Consider the following 12577-nt stretch of genomic DNA (forward strand, 5'->3'; position numbering starts at 1 on the left):
CCAAATGAGCAAACAAAATATCAACGTCGCTTTAATTGGGAATCCAAATACGGGAAAAACTTCGGTTTTCAACCAGCTTACCGGTTTGAACCAACAAGTGGGCAATTATCCTGGAATTACAGTCGAAAAGAAAGTTGGTTTTTGCAAATTATCCCAAAATATCAATGCCAATGTCATTGATTTGCCCGGAACCTATAGTTTGAATGCCAGTTCAGCCGACGAAAGTGTGGTGATAGAACTTTTGCTCAACAAAAAGGACAAACTCTTCCCCGATGTGATTGTTGTGGTTTCGGAAGTCGAGAATTTGAAACGGAATTTATTGCTTTTTACCCAAATAAAAGATTTAGAAATTCCTACTATTCTTGTCATCAATATGATCGACCGAATGGAACTCAAAGGCATTTCGTTAGACATTCCTTTTCTCGAAGAACAACTCAAGACCAAAATTGTATTGGTTAGTTCTCGAAAAAACATTGGAATTGAAACTCTGAAAGCCTTAATAACTACTTACAAAACCATTACAACTGCACCTTGCTTGAATGCTTCCTCAATCGATGATGAGTATTTTACTTCCTTGCGAAAAACATTTCCCAATCAGTCCTTGTACAAACTTTGGTTGGTAATTACACAGGATGTTAATTTTGCCGATTTAAATAGAAAAACATTTGAAAATCATTCGTTTACCAAAACCGCTTCAGAATTAAAAAAACTGCAACAAAAAGAAACCATCAAGCGTTATCAGTTTATCAATAGCATATTGAAAATTGGTCATAAAGTAGATACCTCAACTGCTACAGATTTTAGAAGTCAACTCGACCGAGTGCTTACACATAAAGTTTGGGGCTATCTGATTTTCTTTGTGGTTTTATTTGGTATTTTTCAATCTATATTCGTTTGGTCTAAAATTCCAATGGATTTTATCGATTTGACTTTTGCCACATTAAGCAGCGTAGCGAGTGAAAATCTGCCTCCGGGAGCCTTTACCAATTTGATCGCGCAAGGAATTATCCCTGGAATTGGCGGCATTTTGATGTTTATTCCCCAAATTACTTTTCTGTTTTTGTTTATTTCAATTCTGGAAGAAAGTGGTTATATGAGTCGTGTGGTTTTTTTGATGGACAAAATTATGCGTCGATTTGGTCTTTCAGGCAAAAGTGTCGTGCCATTAATTTCAGGAACTGCCTGTGCAATCCCTGCCATAATGGCCACCCGAAATATCGAAAACTGGAAAGAGCGATTGATCACCATTTTGGTAACCCCCTTTACTACTTGTTCGGCTCGACTGCCTGTTTATGCCATCATTATTGGATTGGTCATTCCCGATGAATACCTCTTAGGCATATTGAATTTGCAGGGATTGACATTAATGTTCTTGTACCTACTCGGTTTTTCGATGGCTATTCTTTCAGCTTACATTCTCAATAAAGTGCTAGAGCTCAATTGCAAAACTTTCTTTGTGGTAGAAATGCCCAATTATAAGCTGCCAATGTTCAAAAACGTGATGATAACCGTTGTCGAAAAAACCAAAGCTTTTGTATTTGGAGCGGGAAAAATCATTTTGGCCATATCGATTATCTTATGGTTTTTGGCCTCGAATGGGCCAACTGAACAATTTAGAAATGCCGAAACGATTATCACCTCAAATGAGGAAAATAAAACGCTTTCATCAGTAGAAATGGAAAATAAAGTAGCTGCCTATAAACTAGAAAACTCCTATATTGGACTGATGGGAAAAACACTTGAACCAATGATTTCTCCTTTAGGCTATGATTGGAAAATTGGCGTAGCCATCATCAGTTCGTTTGCTGCAAGAGAGGTTTTTGTAGGCACTCTGGCCACTATTTATAGTGTTGGCGATAGCGAAAATGAGGCTACCATTAAAAGCAAAATGGCTGCGGAGGTCAATCCCGAGACAGGAGTCAAAATATTTAATTTTGCTTCTGGAATATCGTTATTGCTTTTTTATGCATTTGCCATGCAATGTATTAGCACACTGGCCGTTACTAAAAAAGAAACGAATAGTTGGAAATGGCCATTAGGACAATTAATTTTTATGAGTACTTTTGCATACTTGGTTGCCTTGATTGCTTATCAAGTTTTAAAATAATAAAAGCCTTTTCTGTATTAAAATTGAAATATTATGAGAAACTATGACCTTGCATCTGCTACCTATCACAGTAGTTTAAACTTGAAATGTCTTCCCTTGACTACCTGGGAATTCCGGAAAAACGCTTTCTATGATGCCATTTTATTTGAAAAATTACAAACTAATTGGAGTTCAAAACAAGATTTTCTTAAGCAATCTGAAAAAGAAAATAGAGAACTTATAGTTACCGATAAAAATTTTAAAATTGTATTTGTATCTAAAACCATTTCTAGAATTAGCGGATACCACAAAAAAGAAATATTAGGAAAGTCTCCTGCTATGTTTCAAGGCGAGGAGACTTCTGAAGCCACCAAACTAAAAATAAAAACCGCAATAAAAGAGCTAAAACCTTTCAAAGAAGTGGTTTTAAATTATAGAAAAAACGGCGATTCTTATTGGTGCGAAATCGAGGCTTACCCCATGTTTGATAAAAAGGGTACATTCTTAAATTATATTGCTTTAGAAAAAATTGCCTCCTAAACACTTAAAATAATGGATTTTCAAGAGATTTTGACCTATATAACTTTAGGAATTGCTATCAGTTTTTTGGCTAAAAAATTCTTTTTCAAAAAGAAAAAAACCAATAAAAACTGCGGTGAAGACTGCAATTGTCATTAAACCCTTTTTACAAAAAGATTATTAGCTACCTTGTTAGAAATTGTCATTTCAGCTGTTTCGTTGACTTTAATTTTCGTCGATAAATCAAAACTTTCTTTGGAGAGAATTTCTATTTTAGACCCCAAAGCGATAGCTTGTTTGTCGAGATATTTCAAAAAATCTGCCGAAGAATCCTTAACACCAACACAAACTCCAATTTGATTTTCTAACAAATCCGAAAGCAATTGTTTTTCGATATTCAAGATTTGTCCTTTTGCATTTGGAATGGGGTCACCGTGGGGATCTTCGGTGGGATTGCCCAGAAAATCATCGAGTTTATTAATAAGTTGTTCGGATTTGATGTGCTCCAACTGCTCGGCAATATCGTGAACCTCATCCCAAGCAAAACCTAGTTTTTCCACTAAAAAAACTTCCCACAAACGGTGCTTGCGCACGATCATTTTGGCGGCTAGTTTTCCCTTATCGGTCAAAGAAACACCTTGGTATTTTTTATAATGTACCAAATCTTTTTCGGCTAATTTCCTCAGCATATCCGTTACCGATGAAGCTTTGGTTTCCATCATTTCGGCAATAGCGTTGGTACTCACCTCAGCATCCGTGGCACTAGTGAGATGGTAAATCGCTTTTAAATAATTTTCTTCTGAAAAAGTCATTTGGATATTTGATTACAAATTAATGTTTAAAAGACTTAACTATCTATTTTCCCACATTCTTTTTGATATTGAATTCTGAACTTACATGGCAATTTTAAAGATTCTTATCTCCCCTTAATTGTCGGTATTTCTTTCGAGCTTCAACAAAATAGATACTGTCCTGATGATTGAAAATTATTTTCTCGTAAAGCGGTTTTGCCTTTTCGGGTTGTTGCAACTTAGTATTCTCAATTTCTGCCGAAAAATACAAGGCTTCGTCTATGTAAATTCCGTCGCTATGCTGAGCTATTATATTCTGATATTGGCTTAAAGCCAAATTATATTCGCCTTGTTTTTCGTAAATTTTACCCAAACGCAAAAAAGTTACAGCTTCAATCTCGCTCCCTTTGAAGCTTTTTAAAATCGCTTGAAACTGATCAGTCGCTTCTTTATTCCTGTTTTGATACAAGAGATAATCGCCTTTGGCAAATTGTTTCAAGGCGGTTTGCGTCGAATCGGCAACAGTATTGTCACTGATTAAAAGGAAATATTCTAAAGCATCATTGGCAATCAATTGCGTGCTCGCCGATTTCAATTCCTTGAACTGTTTCGAAGCCCACACAAAATCTCCTTGAAAATAACTGGTTTTGGCAGCTTTCAAACTTGCTTCGTGCGCCACGGCATCGTTCTTTAAATTCTCTTCAATTTGCGAATAATAAATCAATGCCTGATTGAATTTTTCTTCGTAAAGCAAAATATCGGCCAACTCCATTTTGGCCTTAGCCGCTTCATAATCATTCAATTGCAATTCTAGCGCTTTCTTGATTATGGCTTTTCCTTGCTCCGATTTTTTCAAATTAAAAGCCAGGAAATGCGCCTGAATCAGTTGCAAAGATAAGCTAATTGGACTTATTTCATACTGAGTCAACAATGCGGTTAATTCGGTATTGATGGCGGCAAAATCTTTTTCCTGTGCCTTGTCAATTTTCATTTCCATCAAATAGGAATGCGCCTGAATGAGCAACTCCAAATCTTTGGTGTTTTCCAAGACGAATACCAATATTTCATTGGCTGCTTCGGCATCGTCTTCCTCGATAGCGAGTTGCGCTAAATTGATGATACTCGATAAAGATTCCGGATTGCGTCTATAAACTGCTTTTTCCTGAATAAAGGCTTTGCCAAACTCTTTTTGCTGCACATAAAACCAACTCAAATATTCGTTCCAAAAAACATCCTGATTCTTTTGAGCCCTTGTAATTAAAGCTTTTCGCAAGGTTTCGTTGAAGGTTTCATCACCTTCTTCGGTCATAAAACGAGCCAACTGATTTTGTATAATCACCGAGTTTTGCGGATTGGCATAAGCCTCGTCTAAAAAGGTGAGAATCATCATTTCGGTATTGCCCAATTGTCCGTAAAGCAAGGCCATTTGATAATTGAAATTGTACTTTGGTTCTGTTGCTATTGCGGTTTGATAGGATTTCAAAGCATAGTCCAACAACACTTTTTTTTCGAAAGAGTTGGCAATTCCGTACACCTCGTTTGGATTTTTCTTGATTCGGTCGATGGCCTCGTCGTAGTACTTTTTGGCGGAAGCCTCGTTCTTTTGCAACTGGAAATTATAACCTAATTCGACCAAAAGACTGCCTTGTTTGTAGGTATTCAATCGCTCTCGAATGGCTTTTTCGGCAATGTCAAATTGTTGTAACTGCTGGTAACAATCTATCGTTTTCTGAAAATATTGGTAGTTTGAAGGTTGGGTTTTTAATAATTCTTCGAAACTGATTTTGGCTTTCTCGAAATCGCCTTTGTCGTAATAATACTGCGCCAATTGCTCGTTTTGCGAAAAGCAAACCAATGAAAAAAACAGGGCGATATGTAGAAAGAGTTTTTTCATTGTCTGTTTTTAGTTGAAATCCAAATTTTTCAATCGCAATACTTTAAACGGATGTTGTCAATTATTTTTAATTCTTTTATTTTGCCAACTAAAATAAGTTTCGTCATTTGATATAACTTCTCTTATTGAGCTTTTTCCTAAAATTCTCCAATGAACTGTATAAGTCCCTGCGCCATCCGAGAAAAATCCATAAAGTCTATAAAATACTCCTTCTTTTTTTAATAGAAACTGATTCATAGAAAGTCCGCCATCAAAACTTGGATTGAACATATTTTTAATATCTAATTCTACAGATTTAGAATTTATTGTCAAAATAAGTTTTTTTAATTGATTTCTTGGGTTTTCCATTCCAGTGTCAGAACCTAACCAAATTTCGTTATCAATTTTACAAATAAACTTACCTCCAAATCCCGTTTCACAAGTTTCTATTTTATGCTTTTCTGGATTGAATTTTTCTGTAATCCATTCTAAAGTGACATTTTTAGATAAAGTTATTTCACCTTCATTGATTTGTGCTTTCATTAAAGAAATAAAACTAATAAACAATAAAAAAGTTAATTTTGTCTTCATTTTTCTATACGCGTTTTTTGCACAATACTTATCCGAAAATTAGTCATAACTAATCAATAATATCAAACCCGCAATACGGACGCAAAACCTCAGGAATTACAATACCTTCCGCAGTTTGGTAATTTTCTAAAATTCCTGCTAGAACTCTTGGCAAAGCCAATGAACTCCCGTTTAAGGTGTGTGCCAATTGGTTTTTGCCGTCTTTGTCCTTGAAACGCAATTTCAAACGATTGGCTTGAAAAGTCTCGAAATTAGAAACTGAACTGATTTCCAACCAACGTTCCTGCGCCGTAGAATACACTTCAAAATCATAGGTCAAAGCCGAGGTGAAACCCATATCGCCACCACAAAGACGCAAAATTCTATAGGGTAATTTCAATTCCTGCAAAATATTTTTTACGTGTTCAACCATTCCTTCTAGAGCTTCGTAGGATTTATCAGGATGCTCCACTCGCACGATTTCGACTTTGTCAAATTGATGCAAACGGTTCAATCCACGAACGTGAGCGCCATAAGAACCAGCTTCACGACGGAAACAAGGGGTGTAAGCTGTAGTTAAAATCGGCAATTCGTTTTCGGTCAAAATCACATCCCGAAACAAATTCGTTACTGGAACCTCAGCCGTTGGAATCAAGTACAAATCATCGGTTTTGTCGTGGTACATTTGCCCTTCTTTGTCTGGCAATTGTCCTGTTCCGTATGCCGAAGCTTCGTTGACCATATGTGGCACTTGCACTTCATTGTAACCCGAAGCCGTATTCTTGTCCAAGAAATAATTGATTAAGGCGCGTTGTAATTTGGCTCCTTTTCCTTTGTAAACCGGAAATCCTGCGCCCGTAATTTTATTTCCTAATTCGAAATCGATGATGTCATATTTTTTTACCAATTCCCAATGCGGTTGCGCACCTTCGTGCAAAACTGGAATATCGCCTTCTTGAAAAACATTCAAATTATCATCGGCAGATTTTCCTTCAGGAACGATATCGGCGGGAAGATTGGGTAAAGTGTATAGTTTTTCTAAAAGCTCGGCAGCAAAAGTTTCAGCTGTTTCAGCTAATCCTTTGCTTTTTTCTTTTAAGAGAACGGTTTTTTCTTTGAGAATGGCGGCTTTTGCTTTTTCGCCACCTTTCATCAATTCGCCAATGTCTTTGGACAATTTATTAGATTCGGCTAAAGTATTATCTAATTCTACTTGCGTAGCACGACGGGTTTCGTCTAGTTTTACCACTTCTTCAACAACAGCGGTGGCATCCATATTTCTTTTTGCCAAAGCTTGGATTACTTTTTCCTGATTCTCTCTAATAAATGCAATTTGTAACATATCCTGATTTTTTTAAACGCTAACTTTTATAATAACGACAGCAAATTTAAGGAAATGTTTGGTAGAAATGGGACAAAAGTTTTTTAGGATTTTTAATTAAAGCTTCCAGCCTTTTAAAGGCTGGAAGCTTTAAAAAATTCAAGTAAATAAAAAAGCCACATCAATTAAAATGTAGCTTTGAAATTGTATGTTGAAAACCTTTTCTTTATTTGGTTTTCATTGGTGGCAAATCAAATGCTTTCGAATCAGCTTCGAAATTATTGCGGTGTGAACCATCGCAAAAAGGTTTGTTGGCTGACAACCCACAACGACACAATCCCAATGCAGTTCTACCTTCTAGTCCATAAATAACGCCATCTTGATCCATTATTTCAAAATCGCCTTCGATTTTTATGGATCCATTTTTATTGATAATAAGTTTAGTTTTGCTCATATTGTTTTTTGTTTTTATAAGGTCAAAGATTGAAAATAATTTTTCAGCTCAAAATGTATGTATTTAAGACCTTTCTTAAGGCTCTATCGATTGATCAGTATTTTTTTGCTGATTCATTTTAGCAACCAAAGCTTTCAGTCGTAAGGCTTTTTCTTTTTTCTCTTCTTGCAATTTAGCTTTTTTTCGATTGAGCAATTTGGTGTGCAATGCCTTATTTTTGGTGTTTTTTTCAGGTCCTTTGGGCATAATGAACTACGCTCTTAAAAAAAACCGACAGGTTTCAACAACCTATCGGATCTATTTTAGTACATTTTTACAAATCAAATCCAATTTTCACGCCTAGTTTATCAGCAATAATTTTGGTGATTCGTTGTTTTAATTCTGGTATTTTGATGTTTTCGATAACCGCATTCGAGAAAGCGTACATCAATAAAGCTTTGGCTTCTTTCTTTGGAATTCCGCGTTGTTGCATATAGAAAAGTGCGGTTTCGTCTAGTTGTCCTACTGTGCAACCGTGCGAACATTTTACGTCGTCGGCAAAAATCTCCAACTGTGGTTTGGCGTTTATCGTAGATTTGTCGCCTAACAAAATGTTATTGCTTTTCTGGAAAGCGTTGGTTTTTTGAGCTTCTTTTTCGACATATACTTTCCCATTGAAAACTCCGGTAGAATTCTCTGCAAAAATTCCTTTGTAATCTTGGAAGCTTTCGCAATTTGGCATGGCGTGATGCACTAAAGTATAATGATCTACGTGCTGTTTTTCGCCAATAATCGTGATTCCGTTGAGCGTGCTGGTCAATCTTTCGCCAAAATGATAGAAATTCAGGTTGTTTCTGGTCAAATTTCCTCCGAAGGAGAAAGTCTGCACTGAAACGTGACTTTCTTGTTTTTGCGACAAATAAGTATTGTCGATGAGATTGGCTTGGTGATTGTCGTTTTGAATTTTGTAATAATCGACAATGGCACGTTTTTGTGCAAAAATTTCGGTAACCGAATTGGTCAAAACTGGATTTTCGTTCAAGCTTTGGTGTCTCTCGATAATTTGCACGTGTGAATTTTCGCCTACAATTACTAGGTTTCTTGGTTGAACCAAAAGTGCGGCTTCATTTCCAGTCGAGAAATACATAATCTCTATAGGTTTGTCGACTACCTTGCTTTTCGGGATGTTGATATAGGCTCCTTCATTGGCGAAAGCCGTATTCAAAGAGGTTAAACTCTCGTCTTTATTGGCAATTTGGTTGAAATAGGTATCGATAACCATCTTGTATTTTGGTTTGTTCAATGCCGATGACATCAAGCAAACATCGATGCCCTGATGGGTAGTAGAAGACAAATGCGAGCTGAACACACCATCTATAAAAACTACTTTGTAAGTGTCGATTTCGTGGATGAAATATTTTTTTACATCTTTGAATTCGATAATCGCTTCGTGTTTTGGAAACACAGTGAAGTCGTTTTTTAGAATAGCATTCAGCGAGGTATATTTCCAGGATTCCTCTTTTTTGGTTGGGAAGCCTTTATTTTCAAAGTTTTTTATTGCCTCAGTTCGCAGATCGTGTAGTTCAGAATGCACATCGATTTGCTCTTCGAAAGCCATAAAAGACGATAGTAATTTTTCTTTTAGTTCCATTTTTAAACTGTTTATGGTTTATGGTTTTTTGTTTATTGTTCGACCACGAACAACAAACTATAAACTACAAACATATTATGCTTCTTGTTCTTGTTTGATCCAATCGTATCCTTTTTCCTCTAATTCTTTGGCCAAAGCTGCTCCGCCAGATTTCACAATTTTTCCGTTGTACAACACGTGAACAAAATCGGGAACGATGTAATCTAACAATCTTTGGTAGTGTGTGATTACTACAATGGCATTTTTATCGCTTTTCAATTTGTTAACCCCATTGGCCACAATTCTCAATGCGTCAATATCTAAACCAGAATCGGTTTCGTCTAGAATAGCTAGTTTTGGTTCCAACATTGCCATTTGGAAAATCTCGTTACGTTTTTTCTCTCCACCTGAAAAACCTTCGTTTAGGGAACGAGACAAAAACTTGCGATCTATTTCCAATAATTCCGATTTTTCACGAATGAATTTCAGCATTTCGTTGGCTGGCATTTCTTCCTGACCATTTGCTTTTCGGGTTTCGTTGATGGCCGTTCTCATAAAATTGGTTACCGAAACTCCAGGGATTTCAACAGGATATTGAAACGAGAGGAAAACGCCTTTGTGGGCTCTTTCTTCTGGAGCTAGTTCCGAAATATCTTCGTTGTCTAGAAAGATTTCTCCCTCTGATACTTCGTAATTTTCGTTTCCAGCGATGATAGCTGATAGTGTACTTTTTCCAGCACCGTTGGGTCCCATAATCGCGTGAACTTCTCCCGCTTTTACCTCAAGGTTAATTCCTTTAAGAATTTCTTTTTCTCCAATGGAGGCGTGTAAATTTTTTATTGATAACATTTTATTATTTTTCTGTGTTATTATCGTCTGCTAATTTTAAAAAAGCATCTATTATTTGTACTCTTCTCGGGTTTTTATATTGAAGAATCATTGAAATTAAATAAAAATTTCCTTTTGAATCTTTTAATTTTTCATTCATTTTTGCGAATGTATTGTCTTGATATTTATCATACCATTCGTCAAATTTTCTTTTTCTTAATTCTTGCTTTCCATCTGATGAATCACAAATATAAATGGCAATATTGTTATCGTGTTTGAGCAAAAATTCTTTGAAAATCTGGGCAATTGTTCGAGATACTTTGGCATCAAAAGGAGGATTTTTCCCAGTTTCATTTATTGCAACTTCTATAACAAATTCAAATATAAAATCTGAAATATTTTCATCAAAAAGATTTATATAAGAAGAAGGTTTAAATTTTATTTCATAAACAATGCCTCGAATCGTTTCAAAAACATAGCTGTTATTTTTACCTCCAAGAAATATGAAATCATACTGCATTTTTCCTCTTTTCTTTTCTTGCTCTCAACTCTTTCAATGCATCCTGAAATTCTTTTGTATGAACATCATTTTTTATTTCTTCTTGAAGCTGCTTTTTACTATTCAACAAATAATCAATAATTTCGTCTTGCCTTGTTCTTTTTTTAGTATCCATAAATTTAGTTTTTAAATTTGTCAACTATTTGTTTATTAGTAATGCCCTTTTAAAGACAAAACATTTAAGATTTCAATGGTGTTTTCGTCAGTAACTATTTGTATAAAATGATTTAAAAAAAATTACTTCCACAAATCTTCTAATTTGATTTTAACTCCTTTTCCGTCTTTTATGCTTTGTTCAGCTTCCAAAATTTCTTTTACAAACTCTGGATTGTATGGCTTTTCCACTTTTTCAATTTCAAAACCTAATAATTTAGCCAAAGCTTTCAATACTGGTAAATCTTTTTTCTTAACGTTTTTTAAAATGAGTTCCATAGCAATCGGAATATATATTGGTTGTTCAAATTTACAAATATTTATCCAACAGAACCTTCTAACGAAATCTCTAACAATTTCTGTGCTTCCACAGCAAATTCCATTGGCAATTTATTCAATACATCTTTGCTGAAACCATTTACGATTAAAGCGATGGCTTTCTCGGTTGGAATGCCACGCTGATTGCAATAGAAAACTTGGTCTTCGCCGATTTTACTCGTGGTTGCTTCGTGTTCTATTTTGGCTAGCGGATTTTTACTTTCGATGTACGGAAAAGTATTGGCGCTGCAATTGTTTCCCATCAAAAGCGAATCGCATTGCGAAAAATTTCGAGCATTTTCAGCATTTGGACCAATTTTCACTAATCCTCTATAACTATTATGTGATTTTCCAGCCGAAATTCCTTTAGAAATAATGGTTGATTTGGTGTTTTTACCCAAGTGAATCATCTTGGTTCCGGTATCAGCTTGCTGAAAATTAGTAGTTACAGCAATCGAATAAAACTCGCCTACTGAATTATCGCCTTTCAAGATGCAAGAAGGGTATTTCCAGGTTACAGCAGAACCTGTTTCGACTTGTGTCCAAGAAATTTTGGCGTTTTTCTCGCACAATCCTCTTTTCGTCACGAAGTTGAAAACGCCACCTTTGCCCTCTTTATTTCCCGGATACCAGTTCTGAACGGTCGAATATTTGATTTCGGCATTATCCATAGCAATCAACTCGACAACAGCAGCGTGCAATTGATTTTCGTCGCGACTTGGAGCGGTACAACCTTCAAGGTAACTCACATAACTCCCTTCGTCGGCTATTAATAAGGTTCTTTCGAATTGTCCTGTTCCGGCTTGATTGATTCTAAAGTAAGTTGATAATTCCATCGGACAGTGAACGCCTTTTGGAATATAACAGAAACTTCCATCGGAGAAAACAGCCGAATTTAATGCCGCATAAAAATTATCTTTCTGTGGCACAACGGTTCCAAGATATTTTCGAACCAATTCAGGATATTCGCGAATGGCTTCGGAAATACTCATAAAAATAATTCCTTTTTCAGCTAAAGTCTTTTTGAATGTAGTTGCTACCGAAACCGAGTCAACCACGATATCCATAGCCACATTGTTCATCATTTTTTGCTCATCGACAGAGATTCCTAGCTTTTTGTACATTTCTAAAAGTTCGGGATCCACATCGTCTAAGGTTTTGTTAGGATCGATTTTTTTAGGAGCTGAATAATAGGAAATAGCTTGAAAGTCTGGTTTTTCATAATGAACATTGGCCCATTCAGGCTCGATCATTTTTTCCCAAGCACGAAACGCTTCAAGACGCCAATCGGTCATCCATTCGGGTTCTTCTTTTCTAAGGGAAATGGCTCGAACGATATCCTCATTTAGTCCAATAGGAAAAGTATCTGATTCTATATCAGTGTAAAATCCGTACTCGTATTCTTTGCTTTCGAGTTCAACTCGTAGATGATCTTCGGTGTATTTTGACATATTTTTAAATCTAAAAAATCTAAAAAATCAAAAAAATCAAAAGGA

At 35.8% G+C, this 12577-nt stretch carries 14 protein-coding genes; 2 read left to right on the forward strand and 12 right to left on the reverse strand.

Features of this window, described 5'->3' with window-relative positions; translation table 11 throughout:
* Positions 1-4 precede the first annotated feature (4 nt).
* Positions 5-2107, forward strand: a complete 2103-nt coding sequence (gene feoB / locus E1750_RS11360; protein WP_133276885.1) for a ferrous iron transport protein B — start codon at positions 5-7, stop codon at positions 2105-2107.
* 33 nt (positions 2108-2140) lie between these two features.
* Positions 2141-2626, forward strand: a complete 486-nt coding sequence (locus E1750_RS11365) for a PAS domain-containing protein (protein WP_165698039.1) — start codon at positions 2141-2143, stop codon at positions 2624-2626.
* A 134-nt stretch (positions 2627-2760) separates the two neighbouring features.
* Here E1750_RS11365 and E1750_RS11375 read toward each other — a convergent pair whose 3' ends face one another.
* The 12 genes from E1750_RS11375 to sufB form a co-directional block, all read right to left on the reverse strand.
* Positions 2761-3417: a metal-dependent transcriptional regulator gene (locus E1750_RS11375; RefSeq protein ID WP_133276888.1), complete on the reverse strand. Its 657-nt coding sequence runs from the start codon at positions 3415-3417 to the stop codon at positions 2761-2763.
* 94 nt (positions 3418-3511) lie between these two features.
* A complete protein-coding gene (locus tag E1750_RS11380) occupies positions 3512-5290 on the reverse strand; it encodes a tetratricopeptide repeat protein (protein WP_133276889.1) in 1779 nt (592 codons plus the stop codon).
* A gap of 57 nt (positions 5291-5347) precedes the next feature.
* The gene (locus tag E1750_RS11385) at positions 5348-5860 is read right to left on the reverse strand and encodes a hypothetical protein (protein ID WP_133276890.1); all 513 of its coding nucleotides are present in this window, start codon (positions 5858-5860) and stop codon (positions 5348-5350) included.
* Between the two features lie 49 nt (positions 5861-5909).
* Positions 5910-7181, reverse strand: coding sequence for a serine--tRNA ligase (gene serS / locus E1750_RS11390; RefSeq protein WP_133276891.1), 1272 nt, complete (start codon positions 7179-7181; stop codon positions 5910-5912).
* A gap of 205 nt (positions 7182-7386) precedes the next feature.
* A complete protein-coding gene (locus E1750_RS11395) occupies positions 7387-7614 on the reverse strand; it encodes a CDGSH iron-sulfur domain-containing protein (RefSeq protein ID WP_133276892.1) in 228 nt (75 codons plus the stop codon).
* A 75-nt stretch (positions 7615-7689) separates the two neighbouring features.
* Positions 7690-7860, reverse strand: coding sequence for a hypothetical protein (locus E1750_RS17770; protein ID WP_165698040.1), 171 nt, complete (start codon positions 7858-7860; stop codon positions 7690-7692).
* 67 nt (positions 7861-7927) lie between these two features.
* Positions 7928-9244, reverse strand: coding sequence for a Fe-S cluster assembly protein SufD (gene sufD, locus E1750_RS11400; RefSeq protein ID WP_133276893.1), 1317 nt, complete (start codon positions 9242-9244; stop codon positions 7928-7930).
* Positions 9245-9319: 75 nt separating this feature from the next.
* Complete coding sequence (sufC, locus tag E1750_RS11405) at positions 9320-10072, reverse strand: Fe-S cluster assembly ATPase SufC (RefSeq protein WP_133276894.1); 753 nt, start codon at positions 10070-10072, stop codon at positions 9320-9322.
* 4 nt (positions 10073-10076) lie between these two features.
* Positions 10077-10571, reverse strand: a complete 495-nt coding sequence (locus E1750_RS11410) for a DUF6169 family protein (protein ID WP_133276895.1) — start codon at positions 10569-10571, stop codon at positions 10077-10079.
* A complete protein-coding gene (locus tag E1750_RS17775) occupies positions 10561-10725 on the reverse strand; it encodes a hypothetical protein (protein WP_165698041.1) in 165 nt (54 codons plus the stop codon). Before E1750_RS17775 ends, E1750_RS11410 begins: the two co-directional genes overlap by 11 nt.
* Positions 10726-10847: 122 nt before the next feature.
* Positions 10848-11042: a DUF2683 family protein gene (locus E1750_RS11415; protein ID WP_133276896.1), complete on the reverse strand. Its 195-nt coding sequence runs from the start codon at positions 11040-11042 to the stop codon at positions 10848-10850.
* Positions 11043-11083: 41 nt separating this feature from the next.
* Positions 11084-12532 carry a Fe-S cluster assembly protein SufB gene (gene sufB / locus E1750_RS11420; protein WP_133276897.1) on the reverse strand — a complete coding sequence of 483 codons (1449 nt, stop codon included), beginning with the start codon at positions 12530-12532 and terminating at the stop codon, positions 11084-11086.
* Positions 12533-12577 lie beyond the last annotated feature (45 nt).

This window comes from Flavobacterium nackdongense, assembly GCF_004355225.1.
Taxonomy (GTDB): Bacteria; Bacteroidota; Bacteroidia; order Flavobacteriales; family Flavobacteriaceae; genus Flavobacterium; species Flavobacterium nackdongense.